Here is a 24,233-nt window from a genome sequence, read left to right on the forward strand (position 1 = left end):
CGTCGATTGCATACACGGGCCATAATGGACCGCTCGCGGACTCGGTCGTGGACGGTCGAAGTACGCGTCAGCTGACCCGAAGACCGACCGCCAGCGTCAGTTCAAGGACCCGCTGTGGCGATGCGAGATCCGGAAACAGCTCCCGCAGCTGCGACATCCGGTACCGGACGGTCTGGGGATGGACGAACAACGCCGCCGCCACCTCGTCCCGCCTGCCCTGGTGCAGCAGCCACTCCCGCAACGTCTCCTCCAGCCGCCGTGCGGTCGCGACAGACAAGGTCCGCAACGGTGCGAGGGCTCGGGCACGCAGGTCTGCGAACGCGTCCACGTCGGCGCTCAGCACCAGCTCGGGCAGGTGGTCCTCGGTGTCGCGAATATCAGAGGAGAGGGAGCGCGCGCGTGCGGCTCGTGCGTACGAGGCGGACGCACGAGTCCATGGCCGGGCCGGGCCGACCACGGCGGTGCGGTCGGTTAGCTGCCGCAAGAGATGTGATCGGTCGGCATCGGGGACGAGCAGCACACCGGTGGCGTCCGGCAGATCGTCGAGGACGAGGGTGCTCGGGTCGAGGGCGCGGTAGGCAGGCCGGGCCTGGGCGGCGGGCAGCAGGACCGCGGTCAGCGAAACCGGAGGCTGCCACCCGGCCCGTTGAACAGAGGCCAGCAGCACGTCCGGGCTCGCGCCGGCGAGGAGGTCGCGGGCCAGGTGTTCCAGGTGGCGCTCGTGGGCCCTGCCCCGGGCGGCCAGTTCGTCGGCGTGGCCCGCGGCGCTCGCGGCGGAGAGCTCGTCGATGTAGGCGAAGGTCAGCTCGGCGAACTTGGCGACCTCGGCGGCGGGCAGACCTGCGGGTACGGCACCCGCTGCCAGGCATCGCCAGGCCACGCGGGCGCCGACGCGGTATGCGCTGAGCAGGGCGTCCATCGAACGGCCGGATCGCACCTCGCCACGGCCCAGCTCGTAGGCCGCGTCACCGGCGTCGCCGCCTGTGGCGTTCCCGCTCGCGAGGTCCAGGTAGTGCCCCAGGGCGGTGCGGACGGCTCGGCGGATGGTGCCGCCCATGCGGCCCGACAGGGCGTTGGCGTAGGGAGGGACCTCGTCGATGATCGCCTGGACGACCTCGTCGGCGGTGGATTTCAGCGCGGCCCGAAGTGCGGTGACCGTCGTCTCATCCAGGGCCAGTTCGGTGACCCTCCGGATTGGATGGCTCATGCTTTATTCCCTGCGAACAATTCAGCCGACCAGATTTACGTCCTGCGGTCAGGACTTTACGCCTTGAGGCGCAGCAAGCTGGAGTCATGACGAGTGCAGCCCTCCGCAGCAGGGCGTGGAAGCTGCTGGAGATGGTCACGACGCCGCTGCTGCCGTCGGACTACCTCGACCTGGTCAGCCCGCTGCGTGCGGGCGCTGACCTGTGTGGGCGCATCGAGGCCGTGCACCCCGAGACGGGTGACGCCGCGACTGTCGTGATCAGGCCGGGACGGGGCTGGCGCGGTCACACGGCCGGTCAGTACGTGCGGATCGGGGTCGACGTCGACGGGGTGCGCCTGTGGCGTGCCTACTCCATCACCTCGCCGACAAACCGCCAGGACGGCCGCGTCACGATCACCGTGAAGGCGATCCCGGACGGCAAGGTCAGCAACCACCTGGTCCGCAGGGCGAAACCGGGCACGCTGGTCCAGCTCGGCCAGGCAACCGGTGACTTCGTCCTGCCGCAGGCCAAACCCGCCAAGGTGCTCTACCTGACGGCCGGCAGCGGCATCACGCCTGTGATGGGCATGCTGCGCGACGTCGAGTTCGACGACGTCGTCATGGTCCACTGCGCGCCACAGCCGCAAGACGTGATCTTCCGTAACGAACTGCACGACCTGGTCGCGGACAAGAAGCTGCGGCTCACCGAGGTGCACACCGACACAGACGGCATGCTCGACATCGCCCGCCTCGACGAACTGGTGCCCGACTGGGCCGAGCGCGAGACCTGGGCCTGCGGGCCCGCGGGCCTGCTCGACGCCGCCGAAGATCACTGGACCGAGCACGCCGTACAAGAGCGCCTGCACACCGAACGCTTCCGCCCCAGCATCGTCGTCGCCGGCGACGGCGGCGAGGTCACGTTCAGCGCCACCGGCAAGACCGTCGACGCGGACGGCGCCACGCCGTTGCTGGACATCGGCGAGGAGGCCGGCGTGCTCATGCCGTCCGGGTGCCGCATGGGAATCTGCTTCGGCTGCGTCACGCCGCTCAAGGCGGGCGCCGTCCGCGACCTGCGTACCGGCGAGATCACCGAGGCCGAGCCGGGTGTCCTAATCCAGACCTGCGTGTCCGCCGCGGCGGGCCCCTGCGACATCGAACGGTAGGAACACCTTGACCGCCATCGACCCCACCGCCCACCTGACCGCGGAGCAGATCGAGGAGCTTGGCCGCGAGCTGGACGCGATCCGCGACGAGGTGATCGCCGACCGTGGCGAGAAGGACGCCGCCTACATCCGTAAGGTCATCTCAGCGCAGCGCAAGCTCGAGCTGGTCAGCAGGGGCGTGCTGCTGTTCTCGTTCTTCCCGCCCGCGTGGCTGCTCGGCACCGCCGGTCTGTCCGTGGCAAAGATCATGGACAACATGGAGATCGGCCACAACATCCTGCACGGCCAGTGGGACTGGATGCGGGACCCGAAGATCCACTCCACCACCTGGGAGTGGGATCACGTCTCGCCGTCCGAGCAGTGGAAGCACTCGCACAACGAGCTGCACCACACGTACACCAACGTGATCGGCAAGGACAACGACCTCGGCTACGGCATCATGCGCGTCGACGAGGACCAGAGGTGGCACCCGTTCCACCTCGGCCAGCCGCTGTGGAACTTCATCAACGCCTGCTTCTTCGAGTACGGCATCGCAGCGTACGACCTTGAGCTCGGCAAGAACCTGCACAAGCGCCGCCGCAAGAACCCGGAGTTCCGCGCGCGGGCCAAGGCCGTGGGCCGCAAGATCCGCAAGCAGGTGCTCAAGGACTACGTGATCCACCCGCTGCTGTCGGGCCCGTCGTTCCTCACGACGCTCGCCGCCACGTTCACCGCGAACCTGGTCCGCAACATCTGGTCCCACTCGGTGATCATGTGCGGGCACTTCCCCGAGGGCGTGCAGGTCTTCGAGCGCAGGTCGATCAAGGGCGAGACGCGCGGCCAGTGGTACCTGCGCCAGATGCTGGGCTCGGCGAACATCAGCGGCAGCAGGGCCATGCACTTCATGACCGGCAACCTGTCGCACCAGATCGAGCACCACCTGTTCCCTGACCTGCCGAGCAACCGGTACGCCGAGGTCGCGGTGAAGGTGCGCGCGCTGTTCGAAAAGTACGAGCTGGAGTACGTCACCGGGCCGCTGCCCAAGCAGGTGTTCTCCGCGTGGCACAAGGTCTTCCGGCTCTCGCTGCCGAACAAGAAGCCGAAGGTCAAGACGCCGGACCGCGAGCAGGAGCTCGTCGCGGCCTGATTCCCGGTATTGGTTCAGACCTTTCGGCCGTACCGGCGGCACCGCCGGGTCCGGTGAGACCCGTCGCGGACGGTGGGCGGCCGCGATATCAGACCGTACGACACGGGATCCGGAGCAGCCCGGTGTCCGGCTGCGCTGCCTGGACGTGCGCCAGGAGCTCAGCACACAGCCCCCGGCGAGGTGTCGTAGTGCACTGACCTGCCGTGGTCAGGCTGGTAGTCGGGTGCATACGCGCACTCGGTTTGCCGACGGCGGGCTGGGTGGAAGGCATGGGCTGTGACGTGGACACTGCCACGGTACCGAGGTGGCAGGCGTGACGAACCGGCATGCCGCAGTCATCTGCACCCACGAGGGCTAGCTAGGCAATGGCCACGTTCCGGAGACACGGAACGTGGCCATCAGCGTAAGACGGACTCAAGAACCACAGGTCACAGCCTCGGTATATGCCGTGGGCGTTGAGATCCCACACCCAGTGTAGGGTTTCAGATTTCGTGGCACAGTCTCAGCCGCGATTGGCGCGAGGGATGGCACCTATGCCGCTCTCGTGAGACTCCCTGGTGCCCTGTCGCATTGAAGCTGTCGGATTCTCACGGCTTTCTCCTTGCGTCGCGGGCTGCGCGACGACGTTGGCCCTCAGAGAACCGGCATTGCCTTGAGAAGTCTTGACGGCGTGTGATCACGTCCGGGGTCAGTGTCGGAACAGCCAGACCATGCGGTCCCACGACAGGGCGTGGTAGACGATCAGCACGCCGGCGAGCGTGATGGCCAGAACATGGGATCCCGCCGCGTAAAGCGCCACGGCGCCGCCGAAGAAGACAGCCAACTCCAGGAGGAACCGCAGCGCGCCGGGGGTCGCCACCACCGTCCCGCCGGACCGGGACTTGTCGCCGGGGGTGGCGAACACGCCCCACAGCACGGCCACAAGGACCGGGGCCACGACTACAAGGACGTACCGCAGAGGTCCTGGCGTGGTCGTCCAGGCCCAGACCGCGAAGCATGCGAGCGACACCAGTTCCAGAATGAACCGTACAGCGAGCGTGGACGCGTGAAACCCGAATCCTGACGACATGCGCGAGATCCCCCCTATAGCCCTCCGCGGATGTGAGCCGCCGGCGGCCGAGAGCGGACAAGAGAGCAGACCGCGGGCACCCCGGCTCGGGGGCTACCGGTCCCTCGATATGCCGGGCAGGGCCGCTGACTTCCTTCGCGCCGCCGACCTCGCCCCCACCAAGCGGGCCACCCTCGACCAAGGTGTCACTGTACCCGGCCAGACCACCGCGTCCTCAGGAAATGCCACCGCCGTGAGGCTGGCCGGAGTGCCACCGACCTGCGACAGCGACTGAGCTCCTGGTCAGCGGGCAGGGCTCGGTCACGAAGCGCGAGGTCCTACACCCAGGCTATGCAGACCCGGCCGGTGATCGCATGCCTGGCGGCGCGAAGGAAGGGGGCGGGCGGATGCCCCGCCGGGATTCGAACCCGGGTTTCCGTTTCCGGGCGAACCGGAGACCGGTGTCCTTGGCCGCTGGACGACGAGGGCTGTGCGGCATCGTACGGGCGGGGGCGAAGCAGCGCACCAGAGTTCCGGTGTCAGGGGCCGGTGACGCGGACCCGGAGCTCGTACCGTGCGCCGCTGCTGATCGCCTGCGCCTGTTCGATCAGGTCGGCGCCGGTGAAGTCGAGGAGCGCGGCGTCGGCCGCCTGGCGGAGTAGCGGCAAGATCTCGGCGACCGTCCGGCCGCGGTGTGAGACGGCGAGCTCGGCGTAGGCCCGCTGGTAGGGGGCGCCGTACGCGCTTGCGGGGTCGTGCAGGAGGTGGTCGATGTACTGCGCGCTGACGGTGATCTCACCCATGACCCGCTCCCTATGTCGCCAGGCCTGGCCGTTCCAGGCCCTCGACACGACGGTAGGGGGCAGGTCTGACATTTCCGGTCTCGGAGGGTCACCCCAAGGTGCCGTGGTACCAGAAGGTGACAGGAGCCGAGTCGGTTGCCGGCGCGTACTGGGGTCCACGGGCGGCCTCTCGCTGCTCTTCGAGTTCCTCGTCTGACGTGGCCAGGACGGTGGTGACCTGCCGGTCGGTCATCTGGCTGAGACGTCGGACCAGGAAGGTTTCGTCCTGCTCCCGGAAGCGGGGGATGGACAGGAAGCGGGCGAGAAGTTGCGTGCGGGCAGGGTCCAGCTCGTGTGTCATGCCGCCCTTCTACCAGGACTACTCGCCGGGCTTCACCGGAACGATCTGAACGTCGCTGACGCCGTCTTCGGCTTCCTTCAGGGCCTTGTAGTACTCGGGCTCGTCGCGTCGTAGCTGACGGCCGCGACCTGCCGCTCTTCCCGTCCCGCCCGCGTCCACGTCAGCCGGTAGATGTCCATGTGGTCCTCCGTCGTCCTGGTGTGGGGCCCGGCGGCAGCATCGGCTTCAAGGATGGGCGCCGCCGGGCACCGTCAGGTTGTCACGGCGCACTGACACTGCCCAGTACGACCGCGCGCGGGGCATGGCCGTGTACGACGACGGCGCGCCTATGGCCTCCCGTGGGGAGCCGGGAGGCAGGCGCGGCCCGGCCCCCGCGGGCGACGCGGGGCCGGGCCGGCGGCCACGCTCCGCAGGGGGTGAGCCGCGGGGGGCCGCTTGCGGTTCACCCTGCCACCGGGCCGGTCGGGTACGCCAGAGTCGTGCACGAACCAGCCACCGGCATATGCGGCAGGGGTCAACGTCGGCCCGCGAGGCGCTGGTCGTCGTACGCTCCGGTCCCCGTGGACACCGCGGCAGGGTCCGCGAGCTCGGTGAGCGCGTGCACGGCGGCATCCATTCGTGCCGTTCCTGCCCTACTGCCGCCAACGCCTCGCCGACGACCCGCATTTGTGGGCCTCGACCCTGTTCGACGAGGTGACCGAACTCGGCTATGAGGGCGCGTACTCGACCTTCACCCGGGCACTGCGCCGCTACCAAGTTCGCCCGCATTGCGAGCCTTGCCACGCCTCCACCGGCAGGAACGTCGCGGTGATCGCGCATCCGCCCGGCGAGGAGATCCAGTTCGACTGGCTTGAACTGCCAAGCCCACCAGAGGAGTGGGAGTAGGTGAGCACGCCCATCTGCTGGTTGGCGCGCTCGCTCATTCGGGCCGGTGGCGGGCGGTTCTGTCGGAGTCCGAGGACTTCCCTCACCTGGTCCAGGCCCTCGACGAGGTCATGCGCAAGCTCGGCGGAACGGCCCGCCGGTGGCGCTTCGACCGGATGGCGACGGTCTGTTGCCCCTCCAGCGGGCAGGTGACCTCCTCTTTCGCCGCCGTCGCCAAGTACTACGGAGCCGGCGGGGACTTCTGCCCGCCCCGACGCGGCAACCGCAAAGGAGTGGTGGAGAAGACCAACCACTCGGCCGCTCAACGCTGGTGGCGCACGGTCCCCGACGGGCTGACCGTCGTCCAGGCCCAGTCCGGCGTCGACAATCTCGCCGTCCGGATGGACGAGCGGCGCCGCCGCATCGACGGAGTCGCCACCACGGTCGGTGAGCTCGCGGCGGCCGAGCCGATGCTCGACATCCCAGTGCGGCCCTTCCCGGCCGAGCTCGAAGTCGAGCGGACGGTCAGCCCGCAGAGCCTGGTCCAGTTCGACGGGAACTTCAACTCCGTCCCGCCCGGCCTGCCAGGAGTCCAGGTCAAGGTCCTCAACCGGCTCGGCGATGACGTCCTGCGGATCGCCACTGCGCGGGCAGTCATCGCCCAGCACCGCCGGGCTCCTCGGGGATCCGGGCAGACCGTCCGCGACGACGGCCACGTCATCGCACTCGAGTGTCGGCGTACACGTGAACGTCCCCAGCCTCGTACGGATGAAATGGGACAGTTGCTGATGCGGTGAGACCTGCTGCTCGGCACTCTGCTGCTTGGTCGATACGGGCGGCGGAGGGGGCTGGCAGTGGTCTTGGATCCGCAGCGTTGGCTGGAGCTTCGGCGCTTTCGTGGCCTGCTGGAGTCCGGGGCGATTAGCCTGTCGGAGATCGCCAGGGAGACCGGGATGGACCGCAAGACGGTCCGCAAGTACCTCTCGGCACCGGGGCCGGCGACGCCTCCGCGTCGGTCGCCGAGCGGGCGGCGGGCGAGGGTGATCGATGAGTTCGGGCCGCTGATCGACTCGATGCTCCGGGCCGAGGTCTTGATGAAGGCCGCGGTCATCCACGAGCGGTTGACCCAGGAGTACGGCTTCACCGGCAACTATCAGCGGGTCAAACTCTACGTTCAAACGGCCCGGCCGAGGATCGCCGAGGAACTCGGGATCACGCCCAAGGAACTGGCGGGGATACACCGTCGGTTCGAGGTGATCCCGGGCGCCCAGGCCCAGGTCGACTGGGGAGATGAGGGCAAAATCCTCGCCCACATGGGCATCGCAAAGGTCTACTCCTTCCACATGACGCTCTCGTACTCGCGCGACCCGTTCTGCTGCTTTACCACCAGTCAGGACCTGCAGACGTTCTTCGACTGCCACCGCCGGGCGTTCGCCCACTTCGGCGGGGCGCCGATAACGATCGTCTACGACCGGACCAAGACCGTCGTCCGCCGCCACGTCGCTCCTGGTGAGGCGGTCCCGCTGCATCCGGAAGCGGTCGGCTTCGCCGGGCACTACGACTTCGACATCGACGTGCTGGCCGCCTATCGGCCGCAGGGAAAGGGCCGGGTCGAGCGGCAGGTCCTGATCGTCCGCGACCACGTTCTGTCCGGCCGGTCATTCTCCTCCGTCGAGGAGATGGACGCCGCGTTCACCGCCTGGGTGCCCGTGCGGCGGGCCCAGATCCACAAGACTCACCGGGAGGTCATCGCGGAGCGGGCGGAGCGGGATCACGCGGCTCTCAAGCCGCTGCCGCCGACTCCGTATCTGGTGGCCGAGCGGCAGCTGCGGCACGTGGGCAAGGACTGCCTGGTCGCCTTCGACGGCAACCTCTACTCGGTGCCGGCCCGCAGGGTCCGCCCGCGGCAGCTGGTCGAGATCCGGGCGACAAAGTCCCAGGTCATGCTGCATGCCACTCTCACCGACGCCCACGGCGGCACGCTGCTGGCCTCCCATCCCCGGGCGATCGGACGCGGTGCCCGTGTCGTTGACGAGTCCCACTGGGACGGCCTGCCCACCGGCAAGGGACGCCGGACCACCACCGGCGATATCCCGGTCCAGCCTCGCCCCGAACGGCCGCGGGGGGGAGGAGGCCGGGCCTTTGCAGGCCCTGCTGAATCGGGCCGCGGCCACCCGGATCGAGGTCGGGCGCCGACCGTTGTCGGTCTATGACGAGCTGACCGGCACCCGCCCCTTCACCACCCATCGAGCGACGAAGGAATCGTCTTGAGCGAGCTGACCGGCAACCGCATCCGCACCACGGCCGGCAAGCTCGGCCTGCCCCACCTCGCGGAAACCATCAACGAGTTCACCCGTCGGGCCGACGAGTCGAAGATGGCTACCTCGACTTCCTCGACCTGGTCCTCTCCGAGGAACTGGCCGTCCGCGACGACCGCCGCTTCCGCCAGGGCCTGCGGCTCTCCCGGCTGCCGCACCACAAGACGCTCGATGAGTACGACTTCTCGTTCCAGCCCGACCTCGACCCGCGCAAGGTCAAGGACCTGGCCACCCTCTCGTTCGTCGAGGCCAAGGCGAACGCCGCTCTTCTGGGTCCGCCGGGGGTGGGCAAGACACATATCGCCGTCGCTCTCGCCGTCGCGGCCTGCCGGGCCGGCTACTCGGTCTACTTCACCAGCCTCGACGACATGGTCCGCAACCTCAAAGCCGCCGAAGCCGCTGGGCGCCTGGCCAACAAGCTGGGCACCTACCTGCGGCCGGGCGTCCTCGTCGTCGACGAGGTGGGCTACGAGATCCTCGAGCGCGGAGAAGCGAACCTGGTCTTCCAGGTCATCTCAAAGCGGTATGAAAAGGGCTCTATCATCCTGACCTCGAACAAGACCTTCAGTGAATGGGGACAGGTGTTCGGCGATGAGGTCCTTGCCACCGCCATCCTCGACCGCCTCCTGCACCACTGCGACGTGATCTCAATCAACGGACCGAGCTACCGGCTCAAGAACCGGCTCAAGGCCATCGAGCGAGACACAGACGTGGCCTGACAGGCCACTTCGTGAGACCGCCGGAGCCTGGTCAGTCGCCGTCGAGTCGCTGGAAAATCTCGGAGAACTCGTCGTTCTCGATCAGCCCGGCGATCACCTGGGTCATGTTGCCGATGCCCGGCTCCCGGACGATCAGGCCGTCCGAGACCCAGAAGTAGCGGCCACCGAGAGCCTCGTCGGTTCCTGCCCAGGTCTGCATCAAGCGTTCGACTTCTGCCACCGTGAAGACGGTCGCGCTCCACCGGGAGCCGTCCTCAAGGTCCACGAAGACATCGACGTTGCACACCAAGTCCAAGTCCTCGCCTGAGCTGGGCAGGAACGATGCTTCGAAGGCGTCCGCGCGAACCCGGTACCACGGCCCGTCCCAACCTCGTTCGACCGATCCAGGCGATGCGTTGTGACTCATCACGCGAGTGTCTCCGGCCGGCCTGACGATCTCAACCAGGTTCCTCAGCCGTGCTCCTGCCCGCGACATAACTGGGGACGTTCATCCGTACGCGACTGGGGAGCTTAGGTCGTACGCCGACACTCGAGCGAGCCGTGCTCGCGTCGTTCTCCGACCGGGCCCCCTGCAAGACCAAGGTCCGAAGGCCGCCCTCGGCGGCCGCTCTCGCGGAGGCCGAGCGTCTGCGCGGGCTTCCAGTGGCCGGGGATCCGGCCGAACGGGTCGTGATCGACCTGTCTCACTATGCCGCCGTGGCCGACCGGCTGCGGACAGCTCCCTCACCGACGGAGGAGAACGAGGAGTGAGTACGCCATCGTCGCCGATGCAGATGAGCGAAGCACGCCGATTCCAGCAGCTGCGAGGCCATCTGTCCTACCTCAAGTTGAACGATGTTGCCGAGGCCCTGAACCGGGTCTTGGACCAGGCCCGGAGCGAACGGATGTCGCTGACCGCAGCTCTGGAACGGCTGCTGGAGATCGAGGTCGAGGCCACCGAGGCCCGCCGGCTGGCGGCCCGGCTCCGGTTTGCTTGCCTGCCCGAGCCCTGGACCCTCAACGACTTCGACTTCGCCGCCCAGCCGGGCGTTGACGAGAAGCTCATCCGGGACCTGGCCACCCTCCGGTTCCTCGACGACGCCTCCAACGTCCTGTTCGTCGGGCCGCCCGGGGTCGGCAAGACCATGTTGTCCGTTGCCCTGGGCCGGGCCGCGGTCGAAGCGGGGCACCGCGTCTACTTCACCACCGCTGCCGAGCTCTCGGCCCGGGCATCCGTTGGGGCGGACGCCCCCTCAACAGCGCAGCCTGACCAACCGCGAACTTACACAGCCACAGCGCATCATCGGTCTGCTCGTGGCCAAGCGCGGACGACCGAAGCGTTGTGAAGATGATCTCGGCTGGGCAGATCCGGAGCCCCGAACGGGGCCGGTTCAGGAGAAGGACGGCGCCAGAGGAGAAGGGCTCAGGAGGCGGACGGCTCGATCTCCCCCGCGAAGACGATGACCTGGTCGATGAGGCTCCGCCGCAGATGGACGACGTCCGTTCCCGCCAGGCGGGGGCCTCCATCCGGCGTCGTGAAGACCCACTGGTACCGGGCCCACTCGTCCGGCATGTCCACCGCCGAACAGCGCACCATCGTGCCGGTCCCCGCGGGGTGGCGCCGGATGTCCAGCACGAACCGCTCGACCGCCTCGATCCCCTCACTGCGGCCCAACGGTCCCCAGAAAACCACGTCCGAGGTGAGGGCCTGAGAGAGCAACGCAGTCACATAGCTGTCGTCCGAGGCGTTGAACGCGGAGATGAACGTGTCGATCGCGGACCGCGCGGTCTCTTCCTGCATGCACCAGTAATACCAGTCGCCTCGCGGAACGCGCTCGTCCCGTGAGCCATCCTCCGACCACGGTGAACCATCCCGGTCACAGCACTAGTAGGGCTTGGTCAGGTTCGTGTTGGTGTTGCGTGTCCTGCGGGTTCGGTGTGTCGTTGGGGATGTGTGACGCCGGAGGAAGTTTCTGCTGTGCGTGGCGAGTTGGAGGACTCTGCGGCAGAGGTCTTCGAGCCGTTCGCGGTAATGATCAGCGTCGGTGGGGGCGGGTTTACCTGCGGGGCCTGCTCACGGACGGGCAGCGCAAGTCGGTCGAGCCGATGGCCGCCCGGCTTGGTGAGGACGGGAACCGACAGGCGCTGGCCCACTTCATCACCACCAGCCCATGGGATCCAGCGCATGTGAGGGCCCGGCTGGCCTGGAGGATGGAGAAGGCGATCCAGCCCACCGTGCTGATCTTCGATGACACCGGATTCCTCAAGGACGGCAATGCCTCGGCGGCGGTGGACTGGCGGCTGTTCGTGCCCGAGACCTGGGCGCCGGGGTCCGTTACGGCGCATCCGGACAAGGTCGCCCGCCGCACCGCCTGCGGCATTCCCGAGGACATCGGGCATGTGGAGAAGTGGCAGCTCGCACTCGACATGCTCGACGAAACCCGCTCGTGGGGCATCGAGGTGCCGCTGGCTGTTGCGGATGCCGGATACGGGGACGCGGCCGCCTTCCGGCACGGCCTGCAGTCCCAGGGCCTCAACTACGTCGTGGGAATCTCCACCACCCTCTCGGTCCAGCCCGGCCGAGCGAGGCCGGTGACCGAGACGTACTCCGGGACCGGACGGCCGCCGGTTGCGAAGTACCCGGATAAGCCACAGTCGGTGAAACAGCTGGTCATCGGGGCGGGCCGGAAAGCGGCGAAGCCGGTGCAGTGGCGTGAGGGCTCCCGGCCCGGCACCGGCCGCAGTGGCTTCAAGCGGATGTACTCGCGGTTCGTGACCTTGCGGATTCGTCCTGCCGGACGCGAGGTCCGCCAAGCCGTCGACGGCCCGGAGCTTCCCGAGTGCTGGCTCCTGGCCGAGTGGCTGGCCGACCAGGCCGAACCCGTCCAGTTCTGGCTCTCCGACCTACCCGCCGACACCCCGCTAACCACACTGGTCCGCCTGGCCAAGCTCCGCTGGCGTATTGAACACGACTACCGCGAGATGAAGCAGGCGTTGGGCCTGGCCCACTTCGAGGGCCGCACCTGGAACGGGTGGCACCACCACGCCACCCTCGTCTCCGTCGCCACGCCTTCTGCACCCTGCAACGACTGGCCAGAGCCCCAAAAGACACCAAGCCGGCCTGAGCCTCTACCGCATCGTCCGCGAGCTACAGACCCTCCTCGCGACATGGACCGGCGTATGCCCCACCTGCCACCGCGGCATACCCACACCAGCCCCAACCTGACCAAGCCTTACTAGGCTTCGCGGCGAGTTCCCGCGTGGCTGGTGGCGCTCGGCGCGATGGTGGATCACCGGAATCCGTGAACTGGCACTGAGCACTGTGGCGGCTGTGACCACCGTGGTGTTCGTCGGCGAGATGGTGCGCTCCGTGCGGCATCGCAACGAGCCGAGGACCCTGGCGCGTCTGGCCGGCACGATCGAGGGGTACGTGTCGAGCATTCTGGTCAACGGCACAGGCTTGGGCGTTTTGGTCACCATGGCGATCAAGGATGATCTGCCTGTGGTGCTGCTGACGGGGTGGTGTCCGCCCAACATCGGCGCCAGCGCTGTGGTGTTCGTCGTGGTGGCCCAGTCGAGGATTCGGAGGCCAACAGCGTGGGCCGAGCTCGACTTCGTCGAGCAGCATGCCCCGAAGTACGGCCGGCCGCCGGAGACCATCGAGGAAGTACCGGGCGCAGCAGCTTCAGGAGCAGGCGTAGAGGCTTGACCAGACGAGGAAGGACAGAACCCCATGTACGCGATGTCCACGGGGTTCTGCGCTGCTTGGCTGGCCAAGCGGGACGTCGACGTTACTTCTTGCACTTGGCCTTAAAGGCGTCCAGCAAAGCCTTGCCCGCATCGGAGTTGTCACGTACGTACGCGCTACCGCTGACGCTTATCGAGGTGTCGCTGGTTGAGATGGGCTCGGTGCCGGTCCGCTCGTTGCGGGTGTCCTCTCCGGCGACCGTCCAGATGATCTGGGACTGATCCTTGTTGAACTCGCCGGTGCTCGTCACGTCCGGCTCCTCGTAGACACCATCGCAGTCGTACTCATGATGCGAGACATTGTTGCCCTTGACGACCAGCTGGCCGAGCTGGGACGTGCCGTTGACGTCCTTGATGTAGTAGGTACCGTCGAGCTCGCTGTCGCTGCTTCCGCTGCAGGCGGTAAGTATGAGTGAGCCCGCGGCCAGGGCCGCGATGGACACGGTAATCTTGGCCCGCGTCCTACGTGCAGTCCTGGTGATCCTCATGACGTTCTCCCTGCGTTCGTTATGGAAGTCTGTTTAGATAGAAGGCCAGTCAAAATAACCTATGGATAGGTGACTTTGGCGGACCGGGACCGCCTGTCAGGTGCCTTCTCGGAGGTTGTCGAGCCGATGCTCAGTCAGCGCTAGCGCGACCTCGGACTGATTGAGCGCCTGCTCGCCGTCCGGGATGCGCCACTGCAGACGCTGCACGGGCGGGGCATCTGCTTCTTGGACTGCCAGGTCGCCGAGTTCACTCAGCTCTGCGTACGCTCCCTGCAGCTGTTCCCCGTGGTGTGCTGACCGGACCCTGAGGCGGCCAGCCCACTCTTCCCACCAGCGCACCCGCGACTCGCTGTCGAGCGTGGTCTTCCCCTCGATCCAGGCACGGAGCTCGGTTGGGTCGACGTCACTCGGGAGCCCCGTGGCGAAAGGCCCCTCGGGTTCCGGCATGTCGATAGGGATGTGCGACAGCAGCACCGCGGGGGTCGTGTTGAGCACGTAGGCGCTCGCGACGAGATCGTCGACGGTCACGGGGCGATCGCATCGCTCCATCTCCGCGAGAGCGTCGGCTGAGATCGGGTGATCGAGCATCGAGACACCACGCCGGCCTGAGCCTCTACCGCATCGTCCGCGAGCTACAGACCCTCCTCGCGACATGGACCGGCGTATGCCCCACCTGCCACCGCGGCATACCCACACCAGCCCCAACCTGACCAAGCCCTACTAGGCCGTGTATCGAAAGCGCTGTTCATGCTGCTTGCCGACGGTTGAGGGAGTGCTGGATGTACGAGTTGCAGGGGTAGGAGCCACCCCTGCAACCACAGAGTTGAACACGTTCAACATATCTGGCAAGGTATCTCTCCACGGTCGCTCCTATCGATTGACCGATACGGGCTGAGGGTGGGAGGTCCTGGTGGCGGGCGGAAGCAGACGGCGCGTGCGGGGCGCTGCCCTCGGTGTCTTGCTGGTGGTTTTCGCTGCTCTGACGGCATGCGCCGGCCCCTATCAGTACTACGAGGGAACAGGGCTCCATGACGCCACGGCGGCCGAAGTCGCTGGGGGCTGGGAGAACGTCGAGGGGACCCGCGTGGTACTCCGTGAAGACGGGTCGGCTCTTCTCGAAAAGCTCGACGGGCAGGGCTTCGACTTCGAGGACGGTTGGCGCCTCTCCGGTGCGGGGACCTGGCAACTGACCGACGACGACGGCGGACAGGTCGTCCGACTCGCGCTGACGACCCGGACACGAGTCGAGAGGCGCTTTCCCGTGACTGTGGCCAGCCCCTCGGCTCCGGAGCCTCCGTCGACGCACTCGTGGTTCTTCTACGTGGACCGCGATAAGCACGATGGGCTGGTGCTGTTCTTCATGTACGGCGATCATCGCAGTGGAGAAGGGCGTCAAGTCCCGGGCGCACCAGGACCTGACGGCAGCTCATCACGGCCTGCAGAAGCCCGCGTTGCTCGCCGGGATCTCCCGTACCTACCAGCCGAAGGACGAGGAGGGTGAGCAGCTGCCGCCCGAGTCGACGCTGGTGCAGGTGAAGGCCGAGGACGTACTGCGCGACACCGCGCGGGCGTTGACACGTCTCTTCGACGTGACGGCCACCAAGGACTGGGCGAACTGCGAGGCGCGCGCCGACGTCACGGTCGACGGGCGCGTGCTCGTGGGGCAGGTGCCCGTCGCGTATCTGCTGTTCCTCGAGAAGCAGTTGACGGACATCAACACCTTCGTCCGCAAGCTTCCCGTGCTGGACGCCGCCGAGTCGTGGACGCAGGACCCGTCGACCGACGCGTGGAAGACCGAGGTCGTCCGCACGGTCCGTACGAAGAAGGTGCCGCGCAACCACGTCAAGGCGGAGGCGACGGACAAGCACCCGGCGCAGGTCGACGTCTACTACGAGGACGTGCCGGTCGGTTACTGGACCACGGTGAAGTTCTCGGGAGCGCTGCCGGCCCGGCGGGTCAACGAACTGCTGGAACGGGTGGAGAAGCTCCAGCAGGCGGTGAAGTTCGCCCGTGAGGAGGCGAACAGTGCCGAGGTCACCGACCAGCGGGTCGGCGACGCCGTCTTCGGCTACCTCTTCGGGTAGCCGGGACACCACAGACTCCCCGGCCACAGAACACGGCCGGGGCGCGCGAGGAGCGCAAAGCTGAAGCTGAGCCTTGTCGTAACATCCGCGGTTCCAGTGGAGGTTCGAGTCCTCCTCCCGGCACTTCGCGCCGGGACGGCCCAACCAGGCAGAGGCAGACCGCGGTCAATCTCAGACTATTGCTCCAGACTCAGCATTCGCCGCTCATCGCCGGATCGACCGGGCCCGGGCCCTGGTGCGTCGAAATGCCAGTTCGAATCTGGTCCGCCGAGCTCGATCGGCGGTGGTCCAACGGCAGGACGCGACGCCATGACGAATGACCCGGGTCCTCAAGCGTGCCGGCGTGTGATGTGAGTGGCATCGACAGGGTCCGGGGGCAGGCTACGCCCTCGGACCCGCTCCTTTTCCGCGCGAGACCTCTCATCCGGTGAAGTCCGCCACTCCTGTCGGCTCCGCCACTCCGGTCGGCTCCGTCTATCCGGTCGGCTCCGTCTATCCGGTGAGTTCCGCAAGGGCCTCCTCCAGCCAGTGCACGTGCCGGCACGCTGGGCCGGCAGCACCAGTGCGACCTCTGGAACGCCGCGCGCTGACGCGCGACACGAGCGCAGGTGCGGCACGTGACGGTGGACGCAGAGACATCAGAGTGAGCCTCAGAGCCATGGATCGTCTCGCGAGGAGCGTCTTGACTGGCATCATGATCAAGCATCCGATCCTGGTAACCGGCGGCACGGGCAAGTCCGGCAGCCGCGTCGTCTCCCGCCTGAGGGCCCAGGGGGCCCCGATCCGCGTGGCATCGCGCACCGGTGAACCGCCCTTCGACTGGCACGACCGCACCACCTGGGACTCCGCGCTGGAAGGCGTGCAGGCCGTGTACCTCGTGCCGCTCGACGGCCGGCTCCTCACCCGCCCCTTCGTCGAGCGCGCCGCGGAGCTCGGTGTCGAACGCGTCGTGCTGCTGTCGGGGCGCGGCGTGGACGTGCCGGGCTACTCCGGCGAGGCCAACCTCGCCGGCGCGACGCATGTGGACGGGGAGAGCGCGGTACGCGACAGCGGCCTCTCGTGGACGATTCTGCGGCCGGCCTGGTTCGCGCAGAACTTCAGCGAGGGCATCTTCCGGGACGCGGTCCTCGCCGGTGAGCTGCGCCTGCCGGCCGGGGACGGCGCGGCCTCCTTCACCGATGCCGACGACATCGCCGCGGTCGCGGTCGCGGCGCTCACGGAGGACGGCCACGCCGGGCAGACGTACGAACTCTCCGGGCCGCGGGCTCTGACCATCGCCGAGGCGGTCGCCGAGATCTCCGAGGTCACCGGCCGTGTGGTGCGCTATGTCCCGCTGTCCCACGGCGAGTTCGTCACCGAGCTCATCGGAGAGGGCTGGTCGGCCGCCGAGGCCGAGGACTACGCGGAGGCGGTGGGCCCCATCCGGCGGGGCATGGACAGCGCCCTCTCCGACGGCGTCCAGCGCGCTCTTGGCCGCGCGCCGCGCGACTTCACCGAGTACGTCGCGGGGGCCGTGAACGCGTGGCGTGACTGAGTACTGCCGTCGGCTGCCGTGGTGTGGTGTCGGCTGCCGTCGCCTGCCGTCGCCTGCCGTCGCCTGTCATCGTGCGGCGTCGCTTGTCGTCGCCGCCCTCGGCTGTCGTCGCCGCCCTCGGCTGTCGTCGCGTGCCGTAGCCGGTCAGGCGGGCGTGGACAGGGCCGCGAGGTAGTCGGGCAGGACCGTCGCAAGGGCGGCGAGCGGAAAGCGGGCGCCCAATTGCCCGTCCGGGCGGACGACGAGGCCGGTCGGGCCGTCGGGGCGGTAGAGCCGGGCGAACTCCCCCTCGGCGTCGTGGTACCCGGCCACCGCCGCCAGGAAGTCCAGGCCGGTCCGCGACGCTTCACGGGCGAGGATGGCGAGGGTCTGCGGGCGGTGCTCGGCCTGCGGGCCGCCGTCGGGCCACCGCACCATCCCGCAGGCGACCGAGGCCGCGGCCAGCTGGGCCGGATCGGCGGCGTAGAAGAGCACGACGTGTTCCGTACGGCCCCGCAGGACGTCGAGCAGGCGCAACGGGTACGCGGCGATGGGCGCGGTGAGGCCGCCGCAGTCCGGGGCCCGGTCGCCGGGCTGGGGTGCGTCGGCCGGTCCGTGCGTACCACGGGCGAGCGGACCGTCCCGGTAGCTGACGAGCAGTTGGGCCTCGCGGAGCGTCGCCGTCCGTGGTTCGGCGGACTCGGCTTCGATGCCCTGTGTGGCATGGCGCACGGTGCGGCCGACGACCTCCTCGCCCACGGGGCGGCGCTCGGCGTCGTAACTGCCGAGCAGGGCGGGGCCCGCCTCGCCGCGACAGACCAGGGCGAGCTTCCAGGCCAGGTTGCAGGCGTCCTGGATGCCGGTGTTCATGCCCTGGGCGCCGGTGGGCGGGTGGATGTGGGCGGCGTCGCCCGCGACGAACACCCGACCGTCGGCGTAGCGGTCGACGATCCGGTGGCTGATGCGGAAGACGGAGGACCAGCGCATCCGGGACAGCGTGGCCGGCCAGGGGCCAAGACGGTCCACGACAGCCTGGATGTGGGACAGCTCCGGGGCCCTGCCGCCCTCCAGGCCGTGCGTCACGCCGTCGCCCCGCCCCGCCGGCCCCACGGCGTCCGCGGCGTCCGCGGCGTCCGCGGCGTCCGCGGAGAGTTCGGGCGGGACCAGCATCGACATGCGGTAGCGCCCCTGCCCGGGGAGCGGGATGCAGACCAACAGGTCGTCGGTGGAACCGTCGTCGGCGAGGTGGCTGGACCGTACCCCGTATCCGTACGGGAGGTCCCAGTCGGCCTCGACGTCGGCCAGCATGTACTCCGCCGGGAAGGCCCCGCCCTCGAAGGTGAGGCCCAGCTGCTTGCGGACGGTGCTGTGGGCTCCGTCGCAGCCGATCAGATACCCCGCACGCACCTCCTCCTCGGCGCCGGCGGCGCCGCGCAGGAGGGCGGTGACACCTTCCTGGTCCTGCGTGAACGACAACAGTTCGGTGCCGCGCTCGACGGTCGTGCCCAGGCCGGTGACGTACTCGTCGAGGAGGCGCTCGGTCTCGTACTGCGGGAGCGCGGCGAAGCCGTACGGCACCTCGGGCGGCAGCGCGAGCTCGATCCGCGTGCGCTCCCGGCCGTTGACGTAGACCAGCTGGCCACGCAGCTCGGCGGCGGCTTCCAGAGCGGCGCGGGCCAGGCCCATCCGGTCCCAGAGCTCCAGGGTGCGCGGCTGGATCCCGACTGCCTTGGCGTACGGGAGCGGGGCCGCGAGCCGGTCGATCAGGCGGCAGCGCACGCGCCGGCGGCGGAGTTCGGCGGCCGCGCTCAGTCCTACCGGACCGGCGCCCACGACGAGTACGTCGGTCATGCGGGTGCGCGCCACGGCTGCCTCCCAGCGCCTGGCCCCCGGATCGGTCCCGTACTCCATCGTCGCCCGCCGATGCGCGGGCGGCGACCCGAGTACCGGAGCCGGGAACGTTGCCGCAGGGGGAATCGGGGGGCGAGGTCGTCGTCACCGCTCCGAGTCGTCGGAGGTGTCACTTCCACTCGTAGATCTTGGCAGTGGCCTTCCCGCTCTCCTCGACATGGAACTCGAACACGCCGGCGATGCCGGTGAGTCGGGTGAACCTCGCGGCGGCGGTTTCGAAGAACAGGGCACCGCGCCAGTCGATCGCGCCGGATTCGTCGAAGCTGCCCACGCCGGAGCCGTGCCAGGTGATCGTCTCGCCGTCCTGAGTCATCAAGACACCCTGGCCTTCTCCGAAGAGGGTGCCGTCGGCTCGTACGACCGACTCGTACGTGCCCATGTCCTTGACTCCGACACCCAGGAGCGTGCCGGCCGCTTGGAAGGACGCCTCCATCACGGGGTGGCCGCCGTCGGTGGACAGCACCCGGACTCCCGTGGTGTCTCCCTGCTCCTCGCCGATCAGGTCGCCGAGCATGATGGAACTCCTCTCCGCTCCCCTCGACCAGGGGAATCGACGCGTGGGTCCCCTCTTCCGGACTACGCCCGGCCATGGGAGCTGTCAACCGGAGGAACCCCCGCTCCCGAGAGGCGGCGCTTCCCGATCTTGACGGGTCCGGCGTGACTGGAGCCAGGTGCGATGTCGAGGGGGCGACCCACGCGAAACGGCCCCGCTCCAGGGGGATTGGCGTGTTCATCGCGGCAGAGGCGGTCGGCTGGGAGGGCTGCACGAGCTACGTCGGCAGGCTCTGTCGCGGCCTGGCCAACTCCCCTCTCGTCATCACGGCGCGAGACGAATCGGCAACGCTCCTCGGCCTTGCTCCGACCATCGTCCACGGACCACGAGTCGTCCGAGGAAGGCAAGCGCAACCACGCGTCGGCGACCCGGCTTTCGCGGAAGTCGTGATCTCGCCGGCAACTCGGTCATCCTGCCCCACCGTGTGTGAGCACTCAGCCTCGCCTCACGGGAGGCCTTGTCGACGACGCCGGCCTTGAGCGGCTCCGGTGTCCCTGTCGATCAGGTGGCGGCGGCTGGCGGCTGTGCGCCACGGAGCGACGAACGGGCTCGATGCATTTGGTGAACAGTATTGAAAAGCCATGTGACATGTGCAATTTTACTCCGCAACCGTCGCAGACGGCCCCCACCTACTCCCCTCCCCAGGAGTGCATCTTGCGCGCCATGGCCATCGCCACCGCTCTGCTCATTTCGGCCTTCGCGGCCGCTCCCTCCCAGGCAGCCCAGGCCGTCCAGGTCGAGCCCAAGCCGGACCACGTCTTCGCGGACCCGGGCCAGCGCCCGGCCCACGGCAGTACCAAAGGCGCCCCTGGCGCGACCGGGACGACCGCCGGCGGCGGGCTGGAAGCGCGCATCCTGCCGATCGTCCACAACTGCAGCCCGTCGCTGCGGATCCGGGCCCAGGAGATGACCGCCGCCCAACTGACGGCGACCTGCGCGAGCCTGGCCAACCAGGACGCCTACTTCCACAGCGTGGTCAAGGACTCGGGGGCGGTCGCGAACGACTACAACACCACCCTGGAGGTCGACGTCTTCAACTCGAGCGCCGACTACAAGGCATACGCAAGGAAGATCTACGGCATCGACACCAACAACGGAGGCATGTACCTGGAGGGAGACCCCTCCGTGACGGGCAACCAGCCCCGGTTCATATGTTACGAGCGCACCGACGTCAGCCCCGGCTGGCAAATCTGGAACCTCAACCACGAGTACACCCATTACCTCGACGGCCGCTTCAACCTCTACGGCGACTTCGGCGCCAGTCAGACCACCCCCACCGTGTGGTGGGGCGAGGGCATCGCCGAGTACGTCTCCTACTCCTACCGCGGCGTCACCTACACCAACGCGGTGGCCGAGGCCGGCAAGCACACGTACTCCCTGCGCACGCTGTTCGACACCACCTACGCCAACAGCGACGTCAACCGCACCTACAACTGGGGCTACCTCGCCGCCCGCTACATGGTCGAGAAGCACCCGGCCGACGTCGCCACCGTGCTCGGCCACTACCGCACCGGAAACTGGACCGCCGCGCGTTCCTTCCTCACGTCACTGGACTACGAGAGCGACTGGAACGCCTGGCTGACGACCGTGGCAGCCGGCGCCTGACGCACTCCTCGGGCAGGCCGGGCGCGGCAGCTCGTCCGCCACCGTCTAGGACCTGTCCGGCTGCGGCCGTTCTGCCTGTGAGCAGCGGGCGTTGCGGGCGGTGGCGGGGTCACCGGCAGGTGATCAAAGGGTTCTCGCACCGGGTGCGGACCGGAGCGCAACGGCGTGGCCTGCCCGACGGCTCATCCGAGATCATTTGTCAGACTGAGCCTAATATCGAAGCCTCGAAGGACAGACGGGCGCGGAGGCGGGGCGGGGTTCATGGGGACGTCGGGGGCGGTCAGTCGTCGTGGGTGGTTGAAGCTCGGAGGGCTCTTCGTTCTGGGTGGGGGCGGTGCCGTGGCATGCGGGTCCGCCGGTGACGGCGCTGGACCGGAGCTCCGGGAAGTGAACACCGATCTCGCTCCGCTTCAGCGCCGGTTCCGCGCGATCGGTCGGCTGTCCGACCCCCACTGGCTCGCCTACAACCCGAACGACTCGGGGCGCGAGTGGCTTCCGGACCAGGATCCGCAGATCCGTGTGGTCGGGGTCGCACGCCTGCCCGCCGGGGCTGTCGAGTCCATCGTCGGCAAGCCGGTGTACGCCTTCGAGCCCGCCGGTCCCTCTCACGCTCCGGAGGAGCTGACGGAGTTCCTGCCCGAGGGCGCCGGGTGGGTGGGGAGCGTCCGTTACGACCGGCACATCACCAAGTCGCTCTACGTCGGCCGGTTCCATCTTTCCCCGACGACGGACCACGTGTACTTCGACACGGTGAACCCCGAGATCGTGGCGAGCGCGCCGCCTCAGTAGGGGTGGCGGCGCGCCCGCGCCCCCGTCGGCGTGGTGCAGAGTGGACGTCATGCTTGCTGATCATCACGAGTACGACGTGGTCGTCACTGCCGTGGCACCGGTCGGGACCGCGGTGCGCGTGGACGGGTACGAGGGCTTCATCGACCAGGCCAAACACCCCTCCTGGTGGTCGGACGCACCCGGTGCCGCCGTAGGTGACCGTATGCGGGCCGTGGTGCTGGACGCCGGCAGGACCCCGCCTCGGCTCAGTGCGCTGTCGAGCGACATCCGGATCGCCCGGAGCCTGCGCCATACGAAACCCCTGGAACGACTCTGCCCGCCGCCGCCCGGCAGCGGCCGGGCCGTCAAGTGGGACGCCGTCGAGGAGGCGTTGGGCGTCGTGCTGCCGGGCGACTACAAGCAGCTCGTCCAGACGTACGGCTGCGGGGTCTTCGGGGAGGTGCTCTGGCTCCTGGAACCGGGCTGCCCCGATGCGATGTACGACCTGGTCGTCCAGACCGCGGAGCGCGAGGAGGACCTCGCCGATCTCTGGGCCCTGGGCGAGGAGAAGCCGTCGCAACTCGACGAGGACGGCGTGAGGCTGGTGCCCTGGGGGTACGTGGAAGGCGCGGGACACGTTCTGTACTGGCTGGTCCGGCCCGGCGTCGAGCCGGAGGAATGGACCGTCGTCCTCAACGAGGGGCGCGGACCCCTCTGGGAGGCCCACCAGGCGTCGTGCAGCCAGTTCGTCCTCGATGTGGTGGCCGGTACGACGACGTCGTTCTACTTCACCGACATCGACGAGATCGTCGACCCTGAGGACAGGGCCCGGTTCCTGCCCCTCGCGCAGATCCTCAACCAGTAGGCGACCAGAGCCGACGGCCCCCTCGACATCGGGGGTGGCGCGGTGAGAAGGGGATTCCGCGCCGTCGACAGACAACTCGGACAGCTCCAGGTCAAAGAGAGATGACGGCAGGCAAGGCATCATCCTCTGCTGCTCGGCGAAAGGGCCGCGCCGCTCAAGGCAGGAGATATGCCGCGAGCTCCTGCCACTGCCGCGTGGGAGGGGTGTGGGGTGCGGTGGTGAGGAGATGGAGGCTGACGTGGTCGGCACCGGCGTCAAGGTGCTCGTGGACGCGGCGGGCGATGTCCTCGGCGGGGCCGTGGGCCACGATCGCGTCGACGAGTCGGTCGCCGAGCAAGTCCACGTCCTCGTACCCCAGGGCGCGCAGCAGAGCGCGGCGGTTGGGCAGGGCGGCCGCCGCCGTGGTGCGGGCCAGTGCGGTGGTGTGCGAGCGGTCCGGGCCCAGCACGCACAGCTGGGTGACGGCCAGGAGCGCGGTGGGTCCGAGCACAGCCCTGGCGTCGCGGGTGTGTGCGACCGGCATGCCCAACGGACTTGCACCCCAGGCCCGTTCGGCAGCGAGTGTGAGCATGCCGGGGTCCAGGGCCGCGAGTACCCGGTGGGGCGAGGCCGCCGTGGCGGGCGGCCCGAAGGGGGCGGCGTCCAGCGCGTCGAGGTAGGCGCGCATGGTGGGCACCGGGGGGCCGAAACGGTGGCCGCGGACATCTTCGGCGAGGCTGGGGTGGCTGTCCCACCGGCCGAGCAGGAAGCGTCCGGGGAATGCCTCCTCCAGAGTGCGTTGTGCGGCGGCGGCCGTCACCGCGTCGCGCGCGTAGATGTCCGCGCTGCCGGCTGCCACTACGATCCGCCGGGTCTGTGACAACAGGATCCCGGCCTGTGCCATCGCTTCCCGCCCGGCTGTCTCGGGGAACCACAAGGCGCCGAAGCCCAGGTCCTCGATCGTGGTCACGGCCTCGCGGAGACCGGCCGCTGTGCAGTTGTCGAGTTCGCCTGACCAGATCCCGATGCGCCCGAGGTGGGGCCGCCGGCCGCTCACGCGTCACGTCCCTCTGCGCCCTGGGTGTCCAGGAACGCCGTGATCTGGGCTGCACATGGAGGGCCACCCCGGTTAGCAAGCAGTCAGGAGATCCCGTGCCCCGAGACGCGGCAGTGC

The 24,233-nt window shown here is 68.6% G+C and carries 22 protein-coding genes, 1 tRNA gene and 5 pseudogenes; 16 read left to right on the top strand and 12 right to left on the bottom strand.

The features are described 5' to 3' along the window. Positions 1-67 precede the first annotated feature (67 nt). Positions 68-1,207 carry a helix-turn-helix domain-containing protein gene (locus ACFWWU_RS15820; protein WP_384144798.1) on the bottom strand — a complete coding sequence of 380 codons (1,140 nt, stop codon included), beginning with the start codon at positions 1,205-1,207 and terminating at the stop codon, positions 68-70. 86 nt (positions 1,208-1,293) lie between these two features. Between ACFWWU_RS15820 and ACFWWU_RS15825 the strand changes: the two genes are divergently transcribed. The 3 genes and pseudogenes from ACFWWU_RS15825 to ACFWWU_RS15835 form a co-directional block, all read left to right on the top strand. Beyond that, positions 1,294-2,349 carry a ferredoxin reductase gene (locus ACFWWU_RS15825; protein WP_384144801.1) on the top strand — a complete coding sequence of 352 codons (1,056 nt, stop codon included), beginning with the start codon at positions 1,294-1,296 and terminating at the stop codon, positions 2,347-2,349. Positions 2,350-2,356: 7 nt separating this feature from the next. Beyond that, on the top strand, positions 2,357-3,475 hold the full coding sequence (locus ACFWWU_RS15830; RefSeq protein WP_384144804.1) for a fatty acid desaturase family protein: 1,119 nt from the start codon (positions 2,357-2,359) through the stop codon (positions 3,473-3,475). A gap of 82 nt (positions 3,476-3,557) precedes the next feature. Next, positions 3,558-3,755, top strand: a pseudogene (locus ACFWWU_RS15835) (DUF6207 family protein); the annotation flags it as partial. A 408-nt stretch (positions 3,756-4,163) separates the two neighbouring features. Here the strand turns inward: ACFWWU_RS15835 and ACFWWU_RS15840 are convergent. The 4 genes from ACFWWU_RS15840 to ACFWWU_RS15855 all read right to left on the bottom strand — a co-directional run bounded on the left by ACFWWU_RS15840 (position 4,164) and on the right by ACFWWU_RS15855 (position 5,666). Continuing rightward, positions 4,164-4,544, bottom strand: coding sequence for a YrdB family protein (locus tag ACFWWU_RS15840; RefSeq protein ID WP_384144807.1), 381 nt, complete (start codon positions 4,542-4,544; stop codon positions 4,164-4,166). 387 nt (positions 4,545-4,931) lie between these two features. Continuing rightward, positions 4,932-5,012: transfer RNA gene (locus ACFWWU_RS15845), tRNA-OTHER, on the bottom strand. A 50-nt stretch (positions 5,013-5,062) separates the two neighbouring features. After that, the gene (locus ACFWWU_RS15850) at positions 5,063-5,326 is read right to left on the bottom strand and encodes a hypothetical protein (RefSeq protein WP_384144810.1); all 264 of its coding nucleotides are present in this window, start codon (positions 5,324-5,326) and stop codon (positions 5,063-5,065) included. A gap of 88 nt (positions 5,327-5,414) precedes the next feature. Continuing rightward, positions 5,415-5,666 carry a hypothetical protein gene (locus tag ACFWWU_RS15855; protein WP_384144813.1) on the bottom strand — a complete coding sequence of 84 codons (252 nt, stop codon included), beginning with the start codon at positions 5,664-5,666 and terminating at the stop codon, positions 5,415-5,417. Positions 5,667-6,284: 618 nt separating this feature from the next. On the opposite strand from ACFWWU_RS15855, the gene ACFWWU_RS15860 reads away from it, so the two are divergent. The 4 genes and pseudogenes from ACFWWU_RS15860 (at position 6,285) to istB (ending at position 9,567) form a co-directional block, all read left to right on the top strand. Beyond that, positions 6,285-6,551: a hypothetical protein gene (locus ACFWWU_RS15860; RefSeq protein ID WP_384144816.1), complete on the top strand. Its 267-nt coding sequence runs from the start codon at positions 6,285-6,287 to the stop codon at positions 6,549-6,551. Then, positions 6,542-7,327, top strand: coding sequence for a transposase (locus tag ACFWWU_RS15865; RefSeq protein ID WP_384144819.1), 786 nt, complete (start codon positions 6,542-6,544; stop codon positions 7,325-7,327). The genes ACFWWU_RS15860 and ACFWWU_RS15865 overlap by 10 nt, the downstream gene beginning before the upstream one ends. Before the next feature lie 57 nt (positions 7,328-7,384). Next, a pseudogene (istA, locus tag ACFWWU_RS15870) lies at positions 7,385-8,801 on the top strand (IS21 family transposase). Further along, positions 8,798-9,567: pseudogene (istB, locus tag ACFWWU_RS15875) on the top strand (IS21-like element helper ATPase IstB). The pseudogenes istA and istB overlap by 4 nt, the downstream one beginning before the upstream one ends. A gap of 31 nt (positions 9,568-9,598) precedes the next feature. Here the strand turns inward: istB and ACFWWU_RS15880 are convergent. Beyond that, a complete protein-coding gene (locus ACFWWU_RS15880) occupies positions 9,599-9,973 on the bottom strand; it encodes a hypothetical protein (RefSeq protein ID WP_384144822.1) in 375 nt (124 codons plus the stop codon). A gap of 134 nt (positions 9,974-10,107) precedes the next feature. Here ACFWWU_RS15880 and ACFWWU_RS15885 point away from each other — a divergent pair, with 134 nt between their 5' ends. Both ACFWWU_RS15885 and ACFWWU_RS15890 read left to right on the top strand, forming a co-directional pair. After that, complete coding sequence (locus ACFWWU_RS15885) at positions 10,108-10,317, top strand: hypothetical protein (protein WP_384144825.1); 210 nt, start codon at positions 10,108-10,110, stop codon at positions 10,315-10,317. Next, entirely contained in the window at positions 10,314-10,892 is a 579-nt protein-coding gene (locus tag ACFWWU_RS15890; RefSeq protein WP_384144828.1) for an ATP-binding protein, read from the top strand. Before ACFWWU_RS15885 ends, ACFWWU_RS15890 begins: the two co-directional genes overlap by 4 nt. A 77-nt stretch (positions 10,893-10,969) precedes the next feature. Here ACFWWU_RS15890 and ACFWWU_RS15895 read toward each other — a convergent pair whose 3' ends face one another. Next, a complete protein-coding gene (locus ACFWWU_RS15895) occupies positions 10,970-11,347 on the bottom strand; it encodes a nuclear transport factor 2 family protein (protein ID WP_024757633.1) in 378 nt (125 codons plus the stop codon). A 153-nt stretch (positions 11,348-11,500) separates the two neighbouring features. On the opposite strand from ACFWWU_RS15895, the pseudogene ACFWWU_RS15900 reads away from it, so the two are divergent. Next, positions 11,501-12,671, top strand: a pseudogene (locus tag ACFWWU_RS15900) (IS701 family transposase). A gap of 206 nt (positions 12,672-12,877) precedes the next feature. Beyond that, on the top strand, positions 12,878-13,255 hold the full coding sequence (locus ACFWWU_RS15905) for a hypothetical protein (protein WP_384144831.1): 378 nt from the start codon (positions 12,878-12,880) through the stop codon (positions 13,253-13,255). 82 nt (positions 13,256-13,337) lie between these two features. Here ACFWWU_RS15905 and ACFWWU_RS15910 read toward each other — a convergent pair whose 3' ends face one another. After that, positions 13,338-13,781, bottom strand: a complete 444-nt coding sequence (locus ACFWWU_RS15910; RefSeq protein ID WP_384144834.1) for a hypothetical protein — start codon at positions 13,779-13,781, stop codon at positions 13,338-13,340. A gap of 96 nt (positions 13,782-13,877) precedes the next feature. Then, a complete protein-coding gene (locus tag ACFWWU_RS15915; protein WP_384144838.1) occupies positions 13,878-14,309 on the bottom strand; it encodes a DNA-binding protein in 432 nt (143 codons plus the stop codon). Between the two features lie 812 nt (positions 14,310-15,121). Between ACFWWU_RS15915 and ACFWWU_RS15920 the strand changes: the two genes are divergently transcribed. Beyond that, entirely contained in the window at positions 15,122-15,865 is a 744-nt protein-coding gene (locus ACFWWU_RS15920) for a hypothetical protein (RefSeq protein WP_384144841.1), read from the top strand. Between the two features lie 694 nt (positions 15,866-16,559). Next, positions 16,560-17,399, top strand: coding sequence for an NAD(P)H-binding protein (locus tag ACFWWU_RS15925; protein ID WP_384144844.1), 840 nt, complete (start codon positions 16,560-16,562; stop codon positions 17,397-17,399). Positions 17,400-17,543: 144 nt separating this feature from the next. Here the strand turns inward: ACFWWU_RS15925 and ACFWWU_RS15930 are convergent, their stop codons facing one another. Beyond that, a complete protein-coding gene (locus ACFWWU_RS15930; protein WP_384144847.1) occupies positions 17,544-19,244 on the bottom strand; it encodes an FAD-dependent monooxygenase in 1,701 nt (566 codons plus the stop codon). Between the two features lie 154 nt (positions 19,245-19,398). After that, positions 19,399-19,803, bottom strand: a complete 405-nt coding sequence (locus ACFWWU_RS15935) for a hypothetical protein (RefSeq protein ID WP_384144850.1) — start codon at positions 19,801-19,803, stop codon at positions 19,399-19,401. Positions 19,804-20,682: 879 nt separating this feature from the next. Here ACFWWU_RS15935 and ACFWWU_RS15940 point away from each other — a divergent pair. The 3 genes and pseudogenes from ACFWWU_RS15940 to ACFWWU_RS15950 form a co-directional block, all read left to right on the top strand. After that, a pseudogene (locus ACFWWU_RS15940) lies at positions 20,683-21,441 on the top strand (collagenase); the annotation flags it as partial. Positions 21,442-21,834: 393 nt separating this feature from the next. Beyond that, on the top strand, positions 21,835-22,236 hold the full coding sequence (locus ACFWWU_RS15945; RefSeq protein WP_384144853.1) for a hypothetical protein: 402 nt from the start codon (positions 21,835-21,837) through the stop codon (positions 22,234-22,236). 49 nt (positions 22,237-22,285) lie between these two features. Further along, a complete protein-coding gene (locus ACFWWU_RS15950) occupies positions 22,286-23,080 on the top strand; it encodes an SMI1/KNR4 family protein (protein ID WP_384144856.1) in 795 nt (264 codons plus the stop codon). Positions 23,081-23,234: 154 nt separating this feature from the next. Here the strand turns inward: ACFWWU_RS15950 and ACFWWU_RS15955 are convergent, their stop codons facing one another. Then, entirely contained in the window at positions 23,235-24,116 is an 882-nt protein-coding gene (locus ACFWWU_RS15955) for a TIGR03620 family F420-dependent LLM class oxidoreductase (RefSeq protein ID WP_384144859.1), read from the bottom strand. Between the last annotated feature and the right edge of the window lie 117 nt (positions 24,117-24,233).

Source organism: Streptomyces sp. NPDC058650 (assembly GCF_042717315.1).
GTDB lineage: Bacteria > Actinomycetota > Actinomycetes > Streptomycetales > Streptomycetaceae > Streptomyces.